Genomic DNA, 20,351 nt, shown 5'->3' with positions numbered 1-20,351 from the left:
ACGTGATAGATGGCGGCGCGGCCTCGGGCGGCCCGATGATTCGAAGCACCGACGCAGCTACGGATTGACGCAGCTACGTCGTTACGTCATTACGTAAGCACGCAGTGAGGCACTGATGCACGTCGTGGTGGTGGCGAGCCAGAAGGGTGGCGCAGGCAAAACCTCGCTGATGCGCAGTCTCGCGGTGGCGACGCACCAAGCTGGGCATGCCACCGCGCTCCTCGACACGGACCCGCAGGGGTCGCTTACGAGCTGGTGGAACCGGCGCGAGGCCTCGCAGCCTGCGCTCGTGCGGATCGAGGTCGCCGACTTTCAGGCGGGCGCCGAGCGGCTGGCCGCGGCAGGGATCGAGTTCCTGTACGTCGACACGCCGCCGTCGGTGCGCCCCGAGCTGCGCAGCCTGCTCGCGCACGCCAGCCTCGCCGTGGTGCCGGTGCGCCCCTCCCCCGACGACCTCGACGCGGTGGGTGATACCCTGGCGCTGATTGAGGATGCCGGGTGCCCGTTCGTGTTCGTGCTGACGCAGGCCAAGCCGCGGACCCGGTTGCAGATGCAAGCCGTGATGGCGCTCGCCAAGCACGGGAAGCTCGCGCCGACCGTCATCCACGATCGGACGGATTTCCCGACGGCGGCGATCTCGGGCAAGGCCGTGACGGAGTTCGAGCCCGAGACCGCGGCAGCGCGCGAGGTGAAGGAAGTGCTTGAGTACGTACTGACGCAACTACGTAAAGACGCAAGCAAGGCGAAAGCGAGACGTTGACCATGGCGGCGAAGCAGACACCGTCCCTCGATGGGCTGATCCAGGCCAAGGGTGCGCCCAGGCCGTCCGACGTGCCGCAGCGGGGCGAGGCGCCCGGTCCTGGCACTGGCGCCCCGGCGCCGGATCCCAAACCCGCAGTTGCGCCGGTCGCCGTACCTCGGCCGCAGTCGGACGCGGAGCCCCGCACGAAGTCGCTCACGCTCCGGCTGTCCGAACCGCGCTATCAGCGGCTCCGGCGGTTCGCGTTCGAGCGTGACGCCAGCCATCAGGAGATCATCGAGGCGGCGTTGATGGCCTACCTTGAGCGAGAGGGCGGTTGAGCCCAAGCCGCACCCGCGTGGGTGCGTGGGTGCGCGCTTGCCTACGTCATTACGTAAGCACGTAGCTAAGCACGAACGTACCTGCGGACTTGCTTCGGAGCCAAATCGGCTGTAACTTTCGATAACGGTCATTCTCGAAAGTTTGGCTGCTAGGCAGAGCCTATGCCGACGATCCATCTGATAGACGGCACCGAAGGCCAGTGCCTGCCGGTGAAGCCAGCCAAAGGCGCAGCGTGCAACGGCTGTGGCTACTGCTGCGCCGAGGAGCCGTGCCATCTCGCCGTCGAGTACATCGGCGCCGGCACGGAAGGCCCATGCCCGGCCCTGGAGTTTGAGGAGGGCCGGGTATGGTGCGGCCTCGTGGAGTTTGAGGAGGGCCGGGTATGGTGCGGCCTCGTGCGGCACGCCTCCCGGTACATGGATTTACCGAACGACTGGGCGGACGCGGTTCTCGGCGAGATGTTCGCCGCGGCGCTGGGTGCCGGGCGGGGCTGCGATGCCGACCTCTGAGATCCTGATCGGCGAGCCGGTCGAGGCCGGACTGCCCGCGGAGGCAGCCGCGATCGTCCGCGCCTATCAGCAGGCCAGCAAGGCGCCCTCGACGGTGCGTGCCTATCGCGGCGACGTGCTGGTGTTTCAGGCGTGGTGCGACCGGTACGGGTTCCGACCGATGCCGGCGAGCCCTGAGGCCGTGGCGGGCTTCATCGTGTCGGAAGCGGAGAACCGCCGCGCTGCCTCGACGCTCGGCCGGAGGCTCGCCGCGATCCGGTACGCACACAAGCTGGCCGGCGTCGCCGATCCGACAGATGATGAAGGCGTGCGCGCCGCCATGAAGGGCGCCCGGCGCAAGGTAGGCGTTGCCCCGACGCAGAAGGCGGCCGCAACCGCGGAGATCCTGGCTACTCTCCTGATGCGGACGCCCGACAGTCTGACGGGCAAGCGAGATCGCGCTCTTATCGCCCTCGGCTTCGCGGGCGCGTTCCGGCGCTCCGAACTGGTGGCGCTCGATGTCGAGGACCTGCGCGAGGATCCCGAGGGCATTCGCGTCATGGTCCGCCGAAGCAAGGTCGACCAAGAGGGCAGGGGCTTTGAAAAGGCCATCCCGCACGGCCGGTTCATCCGACCGGTAGCCCTGGTGCGCGAGTGGCTGGACGCAACTGGCATCGTCTCGGGCCCGGTGTTCCGGCCGGTGTCGCGGTCGGGCAACGTGCGCAAAACGGACATCGTGTCCGGTTTGCCGCCCCGCCTGACCACGCAAGCCGTGGCCGATATCATCAAGCGCTACTGCGCGGCCGCCGGTCTTGATGCCTCGACATTCGGCGCGCACTCGCTGCGGGCCGGGTACATCACGACAGCGGCCGAGCGTGGGGCGGATCTCGCCCGCATCATGGACCAGTCGGGCCACCGGGACCCACGGACGGTCGTCGGGTACATTCGCCGGGCCAACGCCTTCAAGGGACACTCGGGGAGCGGCTTCCTATGACCAAGCGCAAGCCCAAGGCTAAACCGCCCGAGCCAAAGCGAGAGCCGAACGCACAGGAACGAGCCGCGATGGAGAAGGCGAAAGCCTACTGCCGGGGCCGAACCGAACCCCTGGCCTATGAGGTCAAGAAGATCGAAGGCGGGGACATCACGGTCGGCATCCCGCATAACGACTATGGCGGGTTCGAGGTCGTGCATCGCGCCACTTTCGGCACTGTCTCGGCAGACTTTGCCAACCGGACGGGCGGCGAGGTCGGTGAGATCATGCGCAGCCGCGGCAAGCCGATGCCCAGCCAGGATCAGATCAACGCCGGCATCGCGGCCATAGCGGGTATCGCCCCCGAGAACGAGGCAGAGACCATGCTGGCCGTGCAGATGCTCGGCACGCACGCGCTGGCGATGGACATGCTGTCCAAGGCCAAGTGTGCAGCGGCCCCCGAGCACATTGAGCGGTTCGGCACGCTCGCGACCAAGATGCTGCGGACCTACACGACGCAGCTCGAAGCCCTCGCCAAGATCCGCCGCGGGGGCGCCCAGAAGGTCACGGTCGAACACGTCCACGTCCATGCCGGTGGTCAGGCCATCGTCGGCAATGTCACCGGGGGACCGGGAGGGGCCGGAGGGGGCCACATCGAAAATGGAAGCCAAGCCCATGCACCCGCTCTCACTGGACCGGCAGCCCTCGCCCTTCAGGCTAATCCGGAGATGCTGTGCCCAGACCAGGGCAGGCACCCCGTGCATGTCGCCGGCGGTGAGGGAGAAGGCCCGATGCCGGATGCACGGCGGGGGAAGGGGAAGCGGCGGACAGAAGGGTGAGCGGAACGGCGCCTATCGAACCGGGATGTACACGGCCGAGATGGTCGAGCTGCGCCGGGAGGTAAGCCGCATGGTCCGGATCTCGAACGCGGCGATCAGAGCCGGGTTCGGGTGAGCCGTCTAGCGCTCCCTCGGGAGTTTCGGGAGCTGTACGCGGGCGCATGCGAGAGGGTTTTTCCCGCCTATAAAAAGGGGGGGGGCGATCCGCCACCTCACCCGGGTGGTCCATTCGGCGAGCTGGAGCGCTCGCAGCACCGCGGCGGCCATCTTGTCCGCGCTCCGGCGCCCGTCGGCATCGTGGTGGTAGGCGGCCAGCGTCTCGATCGGCAGCGGCTCAGGCCCGACTAGGGCGAGGCGCCGCGGCTGGTGCGCGCCCTCGTCCGTGTCGAGCATCAGCACCAGGATGAGGCCGGCCGCGAACACGTAGCTGTGCACCTCACGCAGTCGCTCGCGTTGCACGACGGGGAGGGTGAGGATGTCGCCCATGGTAGCGCTCCCGTCAGGACCCACGAGCGAACTGGACGGGCCGCGACCGCGCCGTATGCGGCCTGATCATCGGCAGAGATCTGCATCCAGATCCTAAATTTGATGGAGCATGTGTTCTCGAGACAATGCAGCCTCCCCGGCTCGGGGTGCGGAGGGTCGGGCGCATGCAATCTATCGCCGAGACAGACATCCCACGCTCGCATATGGCCGAGCTCATCGGCCTGCTGGACGAATTTCCACTCGCCCGAAACCCACGACGGGCCGCGGTGCTTGGGCTCCGACTGTGGGAATTGGAATGTAGAGCACGCTGGCAAGGAGCGGCTCCTGAGACGCTGGCGGCGATCCAGGGCGCGCGCGTGCTGCTGGATCTGGCGGAACTACCCCCCCTACCGCCCCTACCGCCCCTACCGCCGTCGAGCGCAACCCGATGATAGACGGTTCCACGTCCACCAACCTGCTCACGCTGTCTGTGAATTTGGACTCGATGCAGCGGCTTTTGGGTCGCCGAACCGCCGATGGAACGCTCGTACCGGTTGATCCGTCCCTGATCGAAGCGGCGATAGCGGCCGGACGCGAGCAGGTGGCGAGCGTCAAGAGAATGCTGGGGGGCATACCGCACGACGAAATGGAACCCTGGCAGCGATCCGCCGACAGCCTGGCCGCGGCCGTGGCCGAGCTCGATGGCATGCTCGACATCCTCGAGGAAATGCTGAGCCACCTGAGCGATTGGAGAGACGGCGCTCATTTCAGGCCTCCTTTGGTCCAGGCCGCTAACAAGCCCACGCCGCGGTGATGATGGACTCGCGCGCATCGGCCCGGTCACCGCATGCGCCACGATCAAGTGGTGCTCGGCATCCACCGCGGCCTGGACGCTGTAGCCGACCATGCCGGTGCTTTTGCCGCTGGTCGCCATGGAGCGCGCGTCGGGATCGGTCAGCGAGACTTGGCCGTCGGAGGCGGCCTCGACTTGCCGGCCCATCGCCTGGAGAACCTGCATCTGCTCGCGCAGACGAGCGATCTTCTCATTGAGCCGCGTCGTGCGCGCCTCGGCGATGTCGCTCGGCGCGCGGTCGGCCCGATCCAGCGCCGCGAGATAGCGGCCGATGCTCGCCTCGATCTGCACCAAACGGGCTTCGACCTTGGCGGCGGTGAAGTTCTTGTCGCGATTGTTGACCGCCTTGAACTTGCTGCCGTCGATGGCGACGACCGCTTTGCTGAACAGGTTTAACTGGCGGCACAGCACCATGAACTGTGCGCAGGCCGCCTGAATGGCCGGGCCATTGTCCTTACGGAAGTCGGCCAGCGTCTTGAAGTCGGGCATCAGCCGGCCGGTGAGCCAGATCAACTCGATGTTGCGCTGGCTCTCGCGTTCGAGGCGGCGGCTCGACGGGACGCGGTTGAAGTAGCCGTAGAGATAGATCTTGAGCAGCGTTGCCGGGTGATAGGCCGGACGGCCCGTTGCCTCCGGCACGGCGCCAGGGAAGCCGAGCGCGGGCAGATCGAGCTCATCGACGAACACCTCGACGAGGCGAACCGGATTGTCGGCGGTGATGTAGTCGTCCAGGCAATCGGGAAGGAGTGTGATCTGCTGACGATCTTCGCCTGCTATGAAACGCTTCATCCCGACCTCCCTAGATCGGGGTTTACTTTACCAGATCACCGCGTTTTCACACAGCCTGGACCCTTCTCGGAAGTTCAGAAGGTCTGTTTGCGGGCAGCCTGATCCAGTTCTATGTCCGATCCTGACTGAACGCGGCGAGAGCTGGTTTGTATCTGCGAAGCTACGCGGTTCCGCAGCTCGACCTGATCGCGTGCGACCGCCAGCCCATTCACATCGTCGGCAGCATCCAGCCGCACGAGTTCCTGCTTGCTTTCGATGGTCACAACCTAGTGCTTGTCCAAGCGGATTGGATCAGCGCTGAGCATCACGAGGTCTGCCAGCGTGCGTCAGGTCGCCTCCGTCTGCTTCAGCAGATCAATCGGTATAGATATCACCACGCGCAGGCCTTCGGGCCCCCAGTGATAAGCGATCTTGCCGCCGAGCTGGCCGCCGACGCTGCGCTGGACCAAGGTTGCGCCGAACCCAGCATGTTCCGGCGGTTGCGCGATCGGCGGTCCACCACGCTCGCACCAGATCAGGCTGATGCTCTTGTCGTAGCGGCGACAGCTCAGACTGACGGTGCCTGTATCACCAGATAGGGCGCCATACTTGACCGCGTTCGTCGCGAGTTCGTGGATGATCAGCGCGAGGCTGGTCAACGCCGTGTCGCGGATTGGAACATCCGCTCCGCCGAAGAACCGGATACGGCGATGCGCGCTGCCCACGCCGTCGTAAGGCATCAGCAAGGCGCGCAGTAACGCCTGCAGGGTCTGCGCCGGACGCGGCGCAGCCTTATCCTGGGGCGACGCGTGCAGGTACTCCAGCGCCCGACCGAGGCTGGTGAACCGATCCCGCAGCGTCCGTGCATACGGCTGCACTACCGGGATGTCGCGTGCCGAGAGGGTGACGAGGCCGTTGACCAGGGCGAAGACGTTCTTCAGACGGTGGCTCAGTTCACGGCTGCGCAATTCGTGATCGGCCTGGGTTTTCGCCGATGCGGTGATGTCCCGCGAGACCGCAAGCAGGCCGATGGGACCCCCGTCATCGTCCAGCATGCGCGAGAGGGCTACGTCCCAGTAGCGCGCCTCTCCGAAGATCCCCGGACGCCAATGGCTGAAGCGGGCGACGCCGGTCTCGCGCACAGCTTCGAGCCCAACTAAAACGGCCGCCCGCGCCTCCTCGGGCCAGGATAGGGACCATGGTTCTCCCTCGTTCTCAGCGGTGTCGCAGCTGCGCAGCTGCTGCAGCGCGGTCGGGTTGGCGAATTGGAGATTGCCCTGCGGGTCGAGTACTTCGATGCAGTCCGGGCTCGCCTCGACGATGCACCGGCTGAGGGTCTCAACGGACCACAGGCCACGCCGCACCGCCTCGATCGTTCCGGTGTCGAACAGGCGGTGCATTGGAGGTGACCGGCGTCGAGGCGAACCGTAGCCATTCGGGCCGGGGGACAGCGCCAGGGAGAGACGATCCCACAGAGCTCCTGTTGCCATTGCCGGCTCCCGCGCGTTGGTCTCGCATGACGAAGTGTCAAGCTATCGTCAGGCTACGGAAACTGCGCTCCGTCCCCTTATCAAAAGACAATTGCGCGAACCTTTTACGAAAAATTAATCACCGCTTTGGGGTACCTGGCCTCTATTGAGGGTAAATTTCGGTGAAACCTGCTTTTTGATCGGATGGGCATCTCCGGTCACTGCCATGGGTAGCAAGCTGTAGCTGTGATGTTGCGAGCGCAGCGAGCTGCGCGAGCGTTCCTTGCCCCTTCATCGCCTGCACGGCTCCTTCCGACCCAAGCGTACTCAAGCCCCGTCGCCCGGTTCGGGTGGCGGGGTCTTTTACCGGGCGGATCATCGATCACTGGACAGGGCGCAGGCATCCAATGTCGTGCTCGCGGTGTCGTCGCTAGATCGACTGGGCTCGGTCTGGCGTTCCTTCGAGAGGCACCTTTCGAACGATCACCTCGTTCTCTCTTTTGGGAGGGCGGTTTAATGCAGCAGGCGCTGACGCGGAAGCTCGAGAGCTTCGAGCCGCTGTCCGACCAAGCTCGCTGGGCTTTGAACAACCTGATACTCAAGGTTCGGCACGTCGGCGCGCGCCAGGATCTGATCCGGGAAGGCGACAAGCCCGACAACGTCCTGCTGATCCTCGACGGCTTTGCCTGCCGGTACAAGGTCCTTCCGGACGGCCAGCGGCAGATCATGGCCCTGTTGGTACCAGGTGACTTCTGCGACCTGAACGTGTTCATCCTCGACGAGATGGATCACACCATCGGCACCATCTCGCAGTGCCAGGTCGTGGACATCCCCCGTCAGGCTATCGATGAGATCACGGCGCATCACACGAGCATCGCGCGCGCCTTCTGGTGGTGCTCCCTGGTCGACGGTGCGGTCCTACGAGAGTGGCTGGTCAACATGGGCGCACGCGCTCCGGACCAGCGCATCGCTCACCTCCTCTGCGAACTTTTGATGCGCTTGGAGGCGGTGGGGCGTGTCACCGATAATAGCTACGCGTTCCCACTCACGCAGACCGAGATCGCTGACATGATCGGCTTGTCCGACGTGCACGTGAACCGAACCCTACGCGGGTTGCGCGCCCTCGGCCTGATCCACCTCAAGCGCCGGGTGCTGACCATTCTCGACGTCGAGCAGCTAAAGGCGTTCTGCAGCTTCGCACCGAACTACCTGCACCTGCGCAATACCCGTTGGGGAGAGCGCCACGACCTGAGTTGGCTCGGCCGAGCCCAGGAAGGCTAGCCGATGTCCGAGCGGGGCAACGTCGAGACGTTGATCGTTCTGCAGCCGATCGCGGTCGACACGGGTAGCCCCGACCGTGACGGCATGCTGGTGATCGCCAACGGCCTCCTTGTGGCGGTTCTTGTCCGCCTCGCCGAACCCGAGCACGCCAATGTCGGAAGCTGGTTTCTGGAAGCGGGGTTCGGCCGGCTGCAGGGGAACAAGTCTCCGACCTTCCTGGACCTGGAGGAGGCGACGCGCTGGCTGCGGCAACGCCTAGCGCCGACCTAACCTCGTCGGCGCTGCCCCGTGGTTGGGCGATACCGGCGTCCGCACTCTGCTGGAACGCGACGCCCCCGAACCTTTCTCAAGCCTGGGGTACTTTCAGGAGGTTCCAATGGGCGTGTCGCAAACCCAGACGGCCCTTCGTTCATGGGTCGTTAGCCACACCCGCCCAGCTTGCCGCCTCCGCCTTGGAGCCGGCTCATGACCCTCCACACCATCGCCGCCAAGCTGAAACAGCGCGCCAAGGCCGACTTCCGGGGCCGGCACTTCGAGGCGGCGCTGATCGTCCAGGCGGTGTCCTGGTACCTGCGCTACCCGCTCAGCTACCGTGACATCGAAGAGCTGTTCCTGGAACGCGGTCTGGAGGTGGACCACTCAACCCTGAACCGCTGGGTGCTCGCCTACGCGCCGCTGATCGAGAAGCGGCTGCGCGCATTCCGCCGGCCACACTGCGGCTCGATCTGGATCGACGAAACGTACATCAAGGTGCGCGGCGAGTGGCGCTACCTATACCGGGCCATCGACAAGCACGGTGACGCGGTCGACTTCCTGTTGACCGCCCGGCGCGATCTCGATGCGGCCAAGCGGTTCTTCCGTAAAATGCTGGCGGACCAGCCGCTTCTCGCCCCTGATCGGATCGGCACGGACGGCGCCGGAACCTATCCGCCCGCCATCGTAGCTGCGAGGAGCGACGGCCTGCTACCCCGCACACCCCTCCACTACGTCACCAAGCACCTGCAGCAAGGGATCGAGAGCGACCACTTCCGGGTGAAGCGGGCGATGACGCGGGTCGGCGGGTTCCGCTCTTTCCATACGGCGCGCCGCACGATCTGCGGCTTCGAGGCCATGCTGTGGCTGCGCAAGGGCTTCGGCTTTGCCGGCGCGTGGACCGTGCGCGAGCAGAACCAGCTGCTTGGGGTCTGCTTCGGGCTTCAAAAGGTTAACGAGATCTGAAAACAAGGCGGTTCTCGCCTTTCCTGCGGCCTACGATACGGCTTGCGACAGGCCCCGGATACTCGGCTACAACGGTGCCGAGATCGGCACTGACGCCGTGATGCTCTCAGCAAACGCAGGGTAGGGCAACCGCGCTTGCAACCGATCGAGGGTCCCGTCGAGCCAAGCCCGGCTCGCCTCGACGTCGCGTTCGAGGTCCCTGGCACCAGCGGTCATGGATGGCCTCGGATCGCATCGAGCGGCATAATCCACACGGAAGCGGCCTTCACTTCCGACCGTGGATGACCAGTGCAAGAAGGTAACCGAGCGCGCCCGCCATCGCGACGACTATGAGCGGCGACTCTTTCGCATATTGGCTGAGCACCTCACCGCCCTGTCGATACGCATGTTCGGCCTCAGGGAAGCGCTCGCGCCCCTTCTTGATCGCCTCACCAGCGAGATCGTTCGCTTGGTCGGCCACGTCGCGCACCGCGTCCTTGGCCTGTCCGACGAGGTTCTCGGTCGAACCCTTCAGTTCGGTCATCTTGCTCTTGCCCTGGGTCTCGCGGTCGCCAATCGCGGCGCCGACCTTGCCATGAACCTTGCCGCCGAGTTCCTTCGCGGCGCCGGTGATGCGGTTCTCGTCCATGGTGTCCCTCCTTGAATTGGCAGCCGGGCCCACATGCATCGCGGGCCCGGCTGGTTCTACGAGAGTCGATCAGTGCTTGCCGGTGCTCTTGCCGTGAGCCTTAGTCGAACTCTCGTGCGCCTTCGCCGAATGGCCGTGGGCCTCCTCGGAGTGCTTGCCGGCCGCCTTGGCGTCGCCCTTCTCGTGGTGCTCGGCGGCCGTCTTGTGCGACTTGGCGGCTGCCTCGTGATGCTTGGCCGCCTCGTGGTGTGCGTTCTGGGCCATGGCTGTGTTCCTCGTTCGGCACCATAACGGTGCTCGTTGCGGTCATATCGACCGGCGCGTCCGGGTGAGGTCGTCCTCCACCGGCGTGCGGAAAGTCCTCAGGCTCACCGCGTCAGCGCACGGGTAACCTGCCATCAGGGGCGTAGCGGTTCACCACTGAGGGAAGCTCCTGTGGGAGCCGGAAAAGTAACTCGCCGTGCGACAGGTCGGTCTGCCACGACAGGCTGTCGAGCACCGCAGAACATATGCCCTGCTGCAACTGACGAAGGGTGATCTCATAAAACGGCGGCGTGATCGGTCGCGAAGAACGTTACCAGTGCGCGTGCTCCTGCTCGGTCGGCATACGACCCTGTGGGGTAAGCTGGTCGACCACGCCGGGCAGCAACTGCGAGAGTTGCGACAGCAGGTCGGAACTGCCCATGCCGGTCTGCTGCGAGAGCTGGCCTACCGTCTCGGGACCGAGCGCGTCGCCGAGGTCATGCGGCGCGATCGGTTGGTTCTGACCTTGGCCGATCCACGAGTTGATCGCCCCGCCGTGGCCAGCCTGGGTGAACTGATCCACGAGGGCACCGAGCCCACTGGCCCCACCGCCGCCGAGCAGACCGCCGAGACCGCCCTGACTGGCGCCAGCCATGCCGCCGCCCGAGTTACCCAACATGCCGCCGAGGCCGCCGCCTCCGGCCCGCGCGACCAGAAGGCTCATCAGGGCGCCGACGAGGGGGTTAGCGCTGCCACCCTGTTGCTGACCGGCGTTACCGCCGACCACGCTGCCGATGATGCTGTCGAGTAGGCCCATGGGTGGTGCTCCGGGAGCGGCCCTCAGGCCGGGATGATCGTATGGGTCGACGATGAGGCCGGACCCAAGGATGGATGCCGAGGATCAGACTGGGTGGTTGTAGACACGCACCCTGCGGGCACCCGACATCGACGTGTCCGTACCGGCCATGGGAGCGCTCACCGCATCGTTCTCGCGCACGAGCGAGCCGGCGGCCGCGTCCGAGCCGATCAAGGTCGATGTGTCCCTTGGGGCCTCGTCGGCAGTCTTGCCGCTCCAGCCCTCGCTCTCCCAACCCTGCGCACGCGCGTCGAGATCGACGGCACCGTGCTCCTCCAGGATGCGCGTGGCTACACCGGCGTGAGCTTCACTCGCCCTCACGGTCAGCAGCGAGCCGCCGCGGCGCACACCCTCGGCGTAGGCATGCGCGTCGGTCTCAGTCACACCGGCGCCGGTCAACGAGCCGGTCAAACCGCCCGCTGCGGCACCGATGCCCGCACCGGTCAGCGTCGCCACGAGCCAACCGGCGGCCACGACCGGACCAACGCCTGGGATGGCCATCAGCCCGAGGCCGGCGAGGAGGCCCGCGCCACCGCCCAGGATCGTGCCGAGCGTCGCGCCCGTCCCCGCGCCGGTGGCAGCATGGTCTGCCGTGTCGCCCGTTCCGGCATTGCCGGTCTCCGCCTTGTTGCTGACGAGGCTGATATCCGAGTGCGGCACGCCGGCCGCCTCCAACTTCGTCACAGCCGCCGCAGCGTCGTCGTAGCGGTCGTACAGGGCCGAGAGGGTCTGTGCTGGCATGGGATGACTCCGAGATATTCGGGTGGGACAGATCGAGCGAGGGGACCGGCTACTGGACCGCGACGTTCCCCTTGAAGTCTAGGCCAACGCTGGCAGCTTTGCCGTCCACCATCGCGCTGGCGTGCCAGATGCCGTCGCCATCCTTCTTCAGGTCCTTGACCTCGTGGTAGCCGGCTCGCTCAAGCCGCCGGCGGACCTCACCTTCGGTGAAGCTGTTGGCGCCCCGCTCCAACTTGACGTTCGCCCCCGTGCCGGTGGCGGCTGCCTTGCCGTCGTGGCTGTGATCGGTGTTCGGCCGCGTCACGGCGTTCTGGCCGCCGGACGTCGCGCTGGAAGCACCACTCGTCGCCGGCTGCCCGGTGACGGTCGTCTGCGCCAGTGCGGGCGCTGCTGCGAGCAAGGGCAACACGATGAGGATCGAGCGGTTCAGGGACATGGCAGGGCCTGTTTGTCTGGTGGTAGTAGAGGGACGGCCAATCCGACGTCTGATATCGGCAGGGTGCGCTGCCCGGTGCATCCAAGCTCCAGGCAGCGCTCTCAGGTGGATCAGACCGGCTTGCGAGTGCCCGGCGTGGTCCCGGTCGTCGTGGTGCCGGTCGTGCCGGTGCGGCTGACGTTGCCGCGCTCATCCTCGACCTCGACCTCGGTGTGACGCACCTTGTCAGTGATGGTCTCGGTGCGCTGACCCGCGTCCTTGCGAATGCCGACCTCCTCGACCACGCGGGCCTCCTTCGACACCACCGCCTGCTCACGCATCTCGGTCGCCTCGATGGTCTTGCTCGCAAACAAGGCCTCGTCGGCCGCCGTCACCGGCCGGTCGACCGCGCGCCGGTCGACGTGCACGGTCTCGTCGCGCAGGGTGACCTGCTCCTCAACCGGCTTCTCGACGACGAAGGAGCGAACTCGCACCCGGCCGCTCTCGGCCACGCGCTTGCCGACGTTGAGCCGCTCCTCCACGATCGGGATGTAGTCGGTCTCGCCCGTGGTCGTCCCGGCACCCTTCAGGGCCGCGGCTCCTGTAGCCGCCGTTCCGGTTGCTGTCGTACCCGTGGTCGAGCTGGCCGTCGTCGTGCCGCCCGTCGCCGAGTACCCGCTCCAGCCTTCCTTGCGCCACGCGCTCTCACGCTGGTCGAGGTCGACCGAGCCGTGCTGCTCCAGGACATCGTAGGCCGTCTCGGTCTGCGCCGGCTCGACGCTCGCGGTCAGCAGCGTGCCACCGCGGCTCAGGCCCTCGCTGTAGGCGTAGCGATCCTCCTCGGGCATGAAGAAGTCCTTGAGCGAGCCCCAAAATCCGCCCTCGTCCTTGTGGTAGTCGTACGAGCCGCTCGTGCGCGCCGTCTGGGCACCTTGCACCAGCTTGATCGCCGATTGCGGGATGCCGGCGGCGACAAGCTTGGCCTGCGCGGCCTGCGCCTCGGCCGGGCGATCGAACAGCGCGGTGATCGTCTGCGTCATGGTGTTGTCTCCTGAGCTGAAGGGGGATCGATCTGTTCGCTTGCGTGGCCGTCCGGGCTCACGCGTTCGACCACGGCGCGCTGCTTACGCAGCGTCACCGGGACCTCGACGTCCTCATCCGCGGAGCTTCGGCGGACGTGCACCTCCTCCTTCAGGACGAGGCGCTTCTCGGCGACGAGGATCTCTTCGAGAACGGGAATGACGGTCACCCCGTTCTCCTCGCGGATCACCGGGGGGACCTCGCCCTCGGACAGCGTCCGGTTGACCGGCACCCTGGTGACCTCGACCGTTTGGCTGCGCAGGCTCTCGCGCAGGACCTGATCGACGGTCTCCGTCCGGGTCGAAACCCGCACCCGCCCGGTCTCCACCGCCTGCTTGTCGATGCGAGCGGTCTCCTCGATCAGCGGGAGAACCACCTCCTCGCCCAAAGTGACCTCCGCCGTCTCTACGCCTTGCGTCTGTGAGAGCTTCGGCTGGCTGGCGGCGGGATCGCTCATGATCAGATCCGACGCTGGGTCGTGGCGGTGATGCCGGTGTGGCTCACCACCGGATCGACCGCCGCACCGCGGCCCGCGAAGAAGGCGGCCAGTGCGCCGAGGATCAGCGCCAGGGCGCCGTAGAGCGCCCCCTGTGAGCCGACCCGTGCCGCGGCATCGGCTGCCTGCTTGGCCTGCTCCTTGGCCTTGGCGACCGTGTCGTTGAACTGCTGCACGTACTGGGCGACTTGTGTCCGGGCCTGATCGACCGGGATGTTCTGCGCTTTCGCCAGCGCCTGGGCGGCCTTCTCCTGGGCGTCCTTCTGCTGGGCAGCGTCACCGGTCACCGCGGCGCGCATCGCGCTGACGGCGGCGTTCTTCAGGGCTTCAGGGTCATTGCCGGTGCCATTGCGGACCTGGCTCTCGATGTTCGAGAACGGGTTGTCCATGCCCGGCAGCGACGGGGCGGCAGCCTGTGCGGCGGTCTTCACCGAGCCGCCGACGAGGTTACCGGCGCCGCCCAGCGTGCTCGACACCGCGCTCGACGCGCCGCTGACGATGCCGCCGACCGCCGAGGACAACAGGTAGACAACGACCAGGGTCGAAACCGCCCAGGCGATCAGCCCGTGATAGGCGGTGGTAGTGTTGGCCGGCTTGCCCGAGAGGCGCCCGGCGAGCCAGCCGCCAGCGGTGGAGGCGAGGATGCCGGAGATCACGAACCAGATCCCGGCGCCCGAGGACAGGCTGCCCGCGGTCGGGGTGCCGTTACCGGCCGGGTCGACGGTCGAGAGCCCGATCCCGAGCCCGACCATGTTCAGGATGACCTGGGCGACCAGCGCGATCACCGCGCCGGCGAACACCGCCCCCCAGGAGATGGAGTGCAGCGCCATCGTGCGCATGTCCTCCGCAGGGGAGACCGCACTGGCGGTGGGGAGGTCGCGGTCGTAGGCCGCGCGGGTGGTGTCAGGTGATAACGCCATGGTCGGTACTTTCAGTTCAGTGTGGTTCGATCTTCGGCCTGAAGTCGGCGGAAGCGGGTTTGACTGGGCTCAGAGCACCCGGTGGCCGATTAGGGCGTGGTCGAGCCGCCGCCCGACCACCACGCCGACGACGGTGACGAGCAGATCGGTCGAGGTTCAGCCCCGCGATGCCGGGCTGACCGAACTGGTTGCGGGCCGTGTGTCAGCTCCCGCTCCAGCATCACGAGCAGGTCGAGCGCTTGGGTCCTGGCTCGGGGTTCGACGACGCGTATGCCGCCTCGATGGCAGCGATCTCGGCGGCGGCTTCCGCCTGGATCGCACGGTCGCCCTCGATGATGCCGATGGCTTCCTTGATCAGCGCCCGGGCATAGTCGGGCGAGAGCACCTTTCGACGCTCGGCCACACGGATCTCCTCGTATCAACCCGCCAGGATGATCTTCCGAGATGCTCGTGTGAGCAGAGCTACCACCGTGTAATTAGGCGATTTAGTAGAAGTTCCGACGATTTATATAAAGTACATTTGCACCAAGCCGGCCTGGTAGTTCTGTCACGGTTTTCGTTTGTCTCAGCGCCGGTGACGCGTGTTCGGCCCAATGCCGCGCTCCTGCGCCCACACCACCACCGCGCTGCGGCGGTTGACCCCGAGCTTGCGGTACAGCCCTGAGACATGGTTGCGCACCGTGTTCGGCGACAGCTTCAGCTCGGCGCCGATCTCCCGGTCGGTGGCGCCCTGGCAGATCCGCGTGAGCATGTCCTGCTCGCGGATCGTCAGGTTCTCGACCCCGGGCGACGTCCGACCGGACCGTGTCGGGTGGCGCAGGGTCGCCAGCTTATCGATCACCCCGTGGCTGAACCACGACGCGTCCGCCATCACCGCCTCGATGGCGGTGATCAGTTCGCGCTCCGAGAGCTTGCGACTGGTGATGTCCTGCAGGACGCACAGCACGCAGGCCTCATCGTTGATGCTCACTCGCTCGGCCGAGACCAAGCAGTCGATCTCCGCGCCCGCCGCATCCTGCAGCACAGCCTCGAAGCCGCGCACGCTGCCAAGCCGCCTGAGATCGCGGGAGAACTTGCGCTGCTCAGCGCGATCAACCCAGAGCGCGAGATCGGCGAGCGACTGGCCGCCGACGGTATCGGGAATATGCCCGAACGTCGTGGCGAAGGCCTGGTTGACGCTGGTTATCTCCAGCCCGTCCGCGTCCAGCAACGCGCTCGGCACCGGTGAGAGATCGAACGCCTTGGCGAAGCGCTCTTCGCTGTGGCGCAGGGCCATCTCGGCCTTCCGGCGATCCTCCAAATCGGCGAAAGTGAACAGCATGCACGGCTCGATGCCGCCAGAGCCTGGCATCTCGATGGCGTGCCCGGCCACGATCACGTACCGGCCGCGGCCGCACGGCGTGGCGAGCTGAGCCTCCATCTGTGGGATTGTGCGTCCCTCGTGCAGGCGATGGATCGCCATCTCGCGCCGCTCGGCCTCGCGCAGCAGGTCGATCTCGCAGAAGGTTCGGCCGAGGACATCATCGCGATGGTAGCCGGTCAGGTCGAGGAAGCCGTGGTTGACCCGCACGAAGCGCAGGTCGGCGATCCGGCAGATGATCGCCGGGGCCGGGTTGGCGTTGAACATCCGCTCGAACCGGGCCTCGGCCTGATAGCGTTCGCTCACGTCCTGCATCACCAGGGCGAGGCCACTCGGCGTGCCGGCCGCATCGGTGGTCACCAGGCTGCGTATACGGTGCATCCACCTGTGTGTTGGATCCCGGGTCGGGACCAGCTCGACCACGACGTCGCGGAACACCTCGCCTGAAAGCACCCGGTCGAGGGGATGCTGCAGCGGGCCAATCTCCCGATGATTGCGGTAGTGCAGCGTGAAGTTCGCACGGTACTCGGACACGGTGGCGCCAAGATCGCCGACATCGGTAATGCCGTGCATCATCACGGCGGCATCGTTGGCGTAAGCGATGGTCTGATCCGGCTCGATCAGGATCACGCCCTCAGATAGACCAGCCACGATCTGCCGCATCTGTATGTGGCGCGCCTCATCGACCATCGGGGTATCTCCATCCGAAGCGCCAACGCTCGAATGCGAGGAAAAGCCCAGACCGCCGCGTTTTGTCGATCCTGATCTAGTCGATCGCCTCGGATGCACTCGCCGAGCAGATCTCCGGCCGAGTAACTGCACCAATGAGCTTACGAGGATTTGTTACGCACAAGTTGCAGTTTGGGCCGGCGGCTTCCAGTAATAAATATCACTTCGAGCGTGCCTTCATCCATCGTCGTGACGTGGAGGCGGTAGCCCATATTCGTCGCCAGCATACGCGCTTGGTCCAGTGTACTGGCGGCCAAGGTCATCGTGAACTCGGCTACGCCCGATGCCAGTTGAGCCGCGAGGAGACCGATTTCAACACCTTCGTCGAAGGTCTCGTCGCGGCCAGCAAACCGCAGGCGCAGACCGGGCACGACGTGGATGTGGCGCATGGCTAGTCTCTCTGGACACCTCGCAGTGCACAACCGATGTGGTTAACGTTGCGTTAGCGGCGGTGTGCTCTCGAAAGATCCAAAATCTTGCGCGACCACTACGAGGTTGGAGCAGCTTCTGGGAGCGTCACCGCGACTGCGCTGGCGAGGCCGCACCAAGGCCCGCCGTCTCAAGACGACCCCGGTGCTGCTCTTCCGGCGCGCGGCCAGAGCCGATCGCTGAGAGCATGGTGGGGCGGCAAGGTTAACGGATCCTCTACCGCGCTCGGGATGCGCGCACGCCAAACCAGCAGCCAGAGGCGCCGAGGCGGTAGCGGCATAGCCTGAGCCGTAAGCTGAGCGTTTATACGACAACGGCGCAGCAACCTTGAGGTCACTGCGCCGCTGGTCGGGCCGCCTGAGGGGGCAATGACGGCCACGACGAAACGGATACGCCCAGCCCCGCCTTCGCGGGGTGCGCCTGAGCACATCCAGTCGCATGTGGCTCGGTGGTGACACGCATCGACGACCATCTGTGGACGACGTCGGATGCCTCTGATTGGTCAAGGTTCAGGGGCGAGCGTGAGATGCCTTCCCCGATCCGGCATCGCCATGTTCGCCAGTTTCCACGCCTTCATCCACTATCATCGCGAGCGCTTGGCCGTGCTCTTGTCCTCGGCCCTGTTCTTGGCTGGCGCCCTGCCGCTGTTCTGGGCGATCGGCTGAACCTCTCAGCGCCCAACTCCCAGAACAAAGAAACACCCCAGGAGCGGGTGCTCCCGGGGTGTCGCCGACCTCGCGGCCAGTTTGATCGAGCTGGGGATGCGAAGGTCAGCCGATTGGCTGCTCTTCGGCGATGAGGGGCGGTGAGGAGGACCAACTACCCCTCGCCCACCATCGCATCTCCCGGCACGGGTGCCGGGAGCAGCGCGACCGGATCTCAGTACGAGCCGAACTTGTAGTTCAGGCCGGCGCGGACGACGGCGAACTCGTCGGAGCGGCGGCCGATGCCGCTGCTGTAGACGGCGGGGAAGTTGCTGGCGGCGTTGATGACGAACGCGCCCTGGTTGCGGGTGTTGCGGTCGAGGTTGACGTACAGGCCTTCGACCTTGAGCGTCACGGCCGAGGAGCGGAAGAAGTTCAGGAACGACTCGGTGGGGAGCGCGAATTCGACGCCGCCGCCGACCGCGTAGCCGGTGCGGAAGCTGTCGTTGCCGGCGTAGCCGCCGAAGGAGCGGTCGGCGCTGCCCGAGCCGTAGGCGAAGCCGCCGGTGCCGTACACGAGGGTGCGGTCGAAGGCGTAGCCGAGGCGGCCGCGCACGGTGCCGAAGTAGTCGAGGCTCGACAGGCCGCGCGGGTCGGTGACGTAGTAGCCGGGGGCGAGGGCGCCGTTGATGAAGGCGTTGTTCCGGCTGCGGCCGAAGTCGAGGTACTGGGCGTCGGCCTCGATGCCGACGACCACGCCCGAGCCCGGGGTGAACTGGTAGTTGTAGCCGATCTGGGCGCCGCCGGAGAAGCCGTCCTGGCTGCGGTTGCCGAAGGTGGCGGTGGTGCCGGCGGCGGCGTAGGGGGCCGGGACGCCGAAGGTGGAGTTGTTGTTGCTGCGGCTGGAGGCGTCGAACGCGTAGCCGGCGTTGATACCGAAGTAGGCGCCCGTCCAGGTGAACACCGGCACGGGGGTGAACACCGGCGGCGGGGCGGCGCGGCGCGGCAGGTCGGCGGCCGAGGCGGCGGCCGTCAGGGCGGTGAACGCGGCCAGCGAGGTCAGGAGCTTGGTCATAACGTAAGGTCCAAATTTCGATCTGACGAGAAGGCTACCCGTCCGTAGATGAAATGGCTGTAGTTTTACGGACACACTGCCGGCTGATGACGTGGGACGGTATAGTAAACCATCCATGAACATGCGTTGCACGGTCGAAATACATTGCGATGTACACGACCGGTCGTCGTAACATCTCGGCAGTGGTTTGGTTGCAGCATCCCGTAACTTTGGCCCGCGGCTGTTGCCGAGATGCTACAGAAGCGATCCGCCGCCCTGCCACAGAATTGGCCCGCCATCGGGTATTCAGCCCCATCATGCCGATCCGGCCCGAGCACCGCTTCTTCTACCCGATCGACTGGCGCGAGCTATCGATGGCGATCCGCTTCGGCCGGGCGCAGGGCCGCTGCGAGAGCTGCGGGCGGCCGCACGGTCGGATGGTCTACCACCTCGGCGATGGGCGCTGGTGGGACGCGGACGCTAGCCGCTGGCGCGACGGCTGGGGCAGACGGATCCGGATAGCTGCGGAGGCTGACATCCTTGGACGAGCTCGCCGGACTTGGGTGGTGTTGGCTGCAGCCCATCGGGACCACGACACCGCGAACAACGCCGACGCCAACCTCGCGGCCTTCTGCCAGCGATGCCATATGATCCACGACCGGCCGGAGCATCAGCGGCGGCGTTGGCGCACCCTGTTCCGGCGGAAGGCGCTCGGCGATTTGTTCGGCGGTCCCTACGCTTGAAGCATGGGGCGCTCGACGAGGCCGAACCAGCCCCCCCGGGGTACCGGTTCCTCCTGCAGATCGTAGGTCTGGCCGTGCTGCGCTGTAATGGGCTCAAGATGGCGAGCAGGGGGCGGGTGGTCGATCCTGCTGAATGGCGATCGTTCAAATTTTACGCGTTCTTCAGCCGCTCCCTTATCGAACGCTCCTGCAAAAGGTTCGCATTGATCCGGGTCGGAACATGCGTGCCTATAGAACCACCGCCTTATTTCTTGCCTTGACCGTCGCGCTCGCCGCGGCTGGATCGGCTCGCGCGGATCTCTCCAGTGCCATGAGCATCGTGCTGCAGAAGGGCAGGCACTACGCGCCGACCGACCTGTTCCTGCATCGGGGTGACACCATCACACTGGTCAACGGCGACGAGAACGCTGTGCATCACGCCTTCATCGAGGCCGATCGGTTCGCGTTCGATGCCGGCGATCAGGAGCCGGGGAAGCAGGCCACGCTGACGCTTAAGGAGCCGGGCGACTTCATCATCCAGTGCGGCATCCACCCGAAGATGAAGCTCACCCTCCACGTACAGTGAGAGGCAAATACGAAGC

Annotated in this window: 27 protein-coding genes and 2 pseudogenes; 12 read left to right on the top strand and 17 right to left on the bottom strand. The window is 66.0% G+C overall.

The genetic code is table 11. The features are described 5' to 3' along the window. Window positions 1-115: 115 nt before the first annotated feature. The 6 genes from AC3IF3_RS29985 to AC3IF3_RS29960 all read left to right on the top strand — a co-directional run bounded on the left by AC3IF3_RS29985 (window position 116) and on the right by AC3IF3_RS29960 (window position 3,493). Window positions 116-760 (top strand): nucleotide-binding protein, encoded by a 645-nt coding sequence (locus AC3IF3_RS29985; RefSeq protein ID WP_489231641.1) that lies wholly within the window; start codon window positions 116-118, stop codon window positions 758-760. A gap of 2 nt (window positions 761-762) precedes the next feature. Beyond that, the gene (locus tag AC3IF3_RS29980; RefSeq protein ID WP_489231639.1) at window positions 763-1,080 is read left to right on the top strand and encodes a ribbon-helix-helix domain-containing protein; all 318 of its coding nucleotides are present in this window, start codon (window positions 763-765) and stop codon (window positions 1,078-1,080) included. A 162-nt stretch (window positions 1,081-1,242) separates the two neighbouring features. Then, a complete protein-coding gene (locus AC3IF3_RS29975; protein ID WP_489231638.1) occupies window positions 1,243-1,590 on the top strand; it encodes a hypothetical protein in 348 nt (115 codons plus the stop codon). Next, window positions 1,577-2,563 (top strand): site-specific integrase, encoded by a 987-nt coding sequence (locus AC3IF3_RS29970; RefSeq protein WP_489231637.1) that lies wholly within the window; start codon window positions 1,577-1,579, stop codon window positions 2,561-2,563. Before AC3IF3_RS29975 ends, AC3IF3_RS29970 begins: the two co-directional genes overlap by 14 nt. Next, complete coding sequence (locus AC3IF3_RS29965) at window positions 2,560-3,378, top strand: hypothetical protein (RefSeq protein ID WP_489220819.1); 819 nt, start codon at window positions 2,560-2,562, stop codon at window positions 3,376-3,378. The genes AC3IF3_RS29970 and AC3IF3_RS29965 overlap by 4 nt, the downstream gene beginning before the upstream one ends. Beyond that, window positions 3,302-3,493: a hypothetical protein gene (locus tag AC3IF3_RS29960; RefSeq protein WP_489220820.1), complete on the top strand. Its 192-nt coding sequence runs from the start codon at window positions 3,302-3,304 to the stop codon at window positions 3,491-3,493. Before AC3IF3_RS29965 ends, AC3IF3_RS29960 begins: the two co-directional genes overlap by 77 nt. Window positions 3,494-3,498: 5 nt before the next feature. On the opposite strand, the gene AC3IF3_RS29955 is transcribed toward AC3IF3_RS29960, so the two are convergent. The 3 genes and pseudogenes from AC3IF3_RS29955 to AC3IF3_RS29945 form a co-directional block, all read right to left on the bottom strand. Then, on the bottom strand, window positions 3,499-3,864 hold the full coding sequence (locus AC3IF3_RS29955; protein WP_489231636.1) for a hypothetical protein: 366 nt from the start codon (window positions 3,862-3,864) through the stop codon (window positions 3,499-3,501). A gap of 817 nt (window positions 3,865-4,681) precedes the next feature. Then, window positions 4,682-5,485: pseudogene (locus tag AC3IF3_RS29950) on the bottom strand (transposase); the annotation flags it as partial. Between the two features lie 74 nt (window positions 5,486-5,559). Continuing rightward, window positions 5,560-5,748 (bottom strand): hypothetical protein, encoded by a 189-nt coding sequence (locus AC3IF3_RS29945; RefSeq protein WP_489220843.1) that lies wholly within the window; start codon window positions 5,746-5,748, stop codon window positions 5,560-5,562. On the opposite strand from AC3IF3_RS29945, the gene AC3IF3_RS29940 reads away from it, so the two are divergent. Further along, window positions 5,668-6,063, top strand: coding sequence for a hypothetical protein (locus AC3IF3_RS29940; protein ID WP_489231642.1), 396 nt, complete (start codon window positions 5,668-5,670; stop codon window positions 6,061-6,063). The genes AC3IF3_RS29945 and AC3IF3_RS29940 overlap by 81 nt on opposite strands. Window positions 6,064-6,174: 111 nt before the next feature. Here AC3IF3_RS29940 and AC3IF3_RS29935 read toward each other — a convergent pair. Then, window positions 6,175-6,864, bottom strand: a pseudogene (locus AC3IF3_RS29935) (PAS domain-containing protein); the annotation flags it as partial. A gap of 585 nt (window positions 6,865-7,449) precedes the next feature. On the opposite strand from AC3IF3_RS29935, the gene AC3IF3_RS29930 reads away from it, so the two are divergent. The 3 genes from AC3IF3_RS29930 (at window position 7,450) to AC3IF3_RS29920 (ending at window position 9,432) form a co-directional block, all read left to right on the top strand. Next, on the top strand, window positions 7,450-8,214 hold the full coding sequence (locus AC3IF3_RS29930) for a Crp/Fnr family transcriptional regulator (RefSeq protein ID WP_489228848.1): 765 nt from the start codon (window positions 7,450-7,452) through the stop codon (window positions 8,212-8,214). A gap of 3 nt (window positions 8,215-8,217) precedes the next feature. Continuing rightward, complete coding sequence (locus AC3IF3_RS29925) at window positions 8,218-8,484, top strand: hypothetical protein (RefSeq protein WP_489231634.1); 267 nt, start codon at window positions 8,218-8,220, stop codon at window positions 8,482-8,484. A 195-nt stretch (window positions 8,485-8,679) separates the two neighbouring features. Beyond that, complete coding sequence (locus AC3IF3_RS29920) at window positions 8,680-9,432, top strand: IS6 family transposase (protein ID WP_489220825.1); 753 nt, start codon at window positions 8,680-8,682, stop codon at window positions 9,430-9,432. A 265-nt stretch (window positions 9,433-9,697) separates the two neighbouring features. Here the strand turns inward: AC3IF3_RS29920 and AC3IF3_RS29915 are convergent, their stop codons facing one another. The 13 genes from AC3IF3_RS29915 to AC3IF3_RS29855 all read right to left on the bottom strand — a co-directional run bounded on the left by AC3IF3_RS29915 (window position 9,698) and on the right by AC3IF3_RS29855 (window position 19,048). Beyond that, window positions 9,698-10,060, bottom strand: a complete 363-nt coding sequence (locus AC3IF3_RS29915; protein WP_489231633.1) for a CsbD family protein — start codon at window positions 10,058-10,060, stop codon at window positions 9,698-9,700. Between the two features lie 69 nt (window positions 10,061-10,129). After that, on the bottom strand, window positions 10,130-10,324 hold the full coding sequence (locus tag AC3IF3_RS29910; RefSeq protein WP_243947511.1) for a hypothetical protein: 195 nt from the start codon (window positions 10,322-10,324) through the stop codon (window positions 10,130-10,132). A 112-nt stretch (window positions 10,325-10,436) separates the two neighbouring features. Next, a complete protein-coding gene (locus tag AC3IF3_RS29905) occupies window positions 10,437-10,598 on the bottom strand; it encodes a YidB family protein (RefSeq protein ID WP_489220742.1) in 162 nt (53 codons plus the stop codon). A gap of 36 nt (window positions 10,599-10,634) precedes the next feature. Continuing rightward, window positions 10,635-11,120: a YidB family protein gene (locus tag AC3IF3_RS29900; RefSeq protein ID WP_489231632.1), complete on the bottom strand. Its 486-nt coding sequence runs from the start codon at window positions 11,118-11,120 to the stop codon at window positions 10,635-10,637. A gap of 84 nt (window positions 11,121-11,204) precedes the next feature. Then, window positions 11,205-11,900 (bottom strand): hypothetical protein, encoded by a 696-nt coding sequence (locus AC3IF3_RS29895; RefSeq protein WP_489220828.1) that lies wholly within the window; start codon window positions 11,898-11,900, stop codon window positions 11,205-11,207. 49 nt (window positions 11,901-11,949) lie between these two features. Further along, window positions 11,950-12,336, bottom strand: coding sequence for a hypothetical protein (locus AC3IF3_RS29890; RefSeq protein ID WP_489220829.1), 387 nt, complete (start codon window positions 12,334-12,336; stop codon window positions 11,950-11,952). A 110-nt stretch (window positions 12,337-12,446) separates the two neighbouring features. Continuing rightward, on the bottom strand, window positions 12,447-13,355 hold the full coding sequence (locus tag AC3IF3_RS29885; RefSeq protein WP_489220830.1) for a YsnF/AvaK domain-containing protein: 909 nt from the start codon (window positions 13,353-13,355) through the stop codon (window positions 12,447-12,449). After that, the gene (locus AC3IF3_RS29880) at window positions 13,352-13,852 is read right to left on the bottom strand and encodes a YsnF/AvaK domain-containing protein (protein ID WP_489220831.1); all 501 of its coding nucleotides are present in this window, start codon (window positions 13,850-13,852) and stop codon (window positions 13,352-13,354) included. Before AC3IF3_RS29880 ends, AC3IF3_RS29885 begins: the two co-directional genes overlap by 4 nt. A gap of 2 nt (window positions 13,853-13,854) precedes the next feature. Next, entirely contained in the window at window positions 13,855-14,811 is a 957-nt protein-coding gene (locus AC3IF3_RS29875) for a PhnA-like protein (RefSeq protein WP_489220832.1), read from the bottom strand. A 220-nt stretch (window positions 14,812-15,031) separates the two neighbouring features. Further along, window positions 15,032-15,214 (bottom strand): hypothetical protein, encoded by a 183-nt coding sequence (locus tag AC3IF3_RS29870; RefSeq protein ID WP_489220833.1) that lies wholly within the window; start codon window positions 15,212-15,214, stop codon window positions 15,032-15,034. Between the two features lie 162 nt (window positions 15,215-15,376). Continuing rightward, window positions 15,377-16,861 (bottom strand): PAS domain S-box protein, encoded by a 1,485-nt coding sequence (locus tag AC3IF3_RS29865; protein ID WP_489220834.1) that lies wholly within the window; start codon window positions 16,859-16,861, stop codon window positions 15,377-15,379. Between the two features lie 140 nt (window positions 16,862-17,001). Next, complete coding sequence (locus AC3IF3_RS29860; protein ID WP_489220835.1) at window positions 17,002-17,289, bottom strand: hypothetical protein; 288 nt, start codon at window positions 17,287-17,289, stop codon at window positions 17,002-17,004. Between the two features lie 919 nt (window positions 17,290-18,208). After that, entirely contained in the window at window positions 18,209-19,048 is an 840-nt protein-coding gene (locus tag AC3IF3_RS29855) for an outer membrane protein (RefSeq protein ID WP_489218482.1), read from the bottom strand. A 296-nt stretch (window positions 19,049-19,344) separates the two neighbouring features. Here AC3IF3_RS29855 and AC3IF3_RS29850 point away from each other — a divergent pair, with 296 nt between their 5' ends. Next, window positions 19,345-19,770, top strand: a complete 426-nt coding sequence (locus tag AC3IF3_RS29850; protein ID WP_489231631.1) for a hypothetical protein — start codon at window positions 19,345-19,347, stop codon at window positions 19,768-19,770. Between the two features lie 133 nt (window positions 19,771-19,903). Then, on the top strand, window positions 19,904-20,335 hold the full coding sequence (locus tag AC3IF3_RS29845) for a cupredoxin domain-containing protein (RefSeq protein ID WP_489231630.1): 432 nt from the start codon (window positions 19,904-19,906) through the stop codon (window positions 20,333-20,335). The last annotated feature ends 16 nt before the right edge of the window (window positions 20,336-20,351 follow it).

It is taken from the genome of Methylobacterium sp. J-118, from assembly GCF_057836565.1.
Note: the sequence above shows the minus strand (reverse complement) of the source record. Positions and strands in the feature narration are given on the sequence as shown.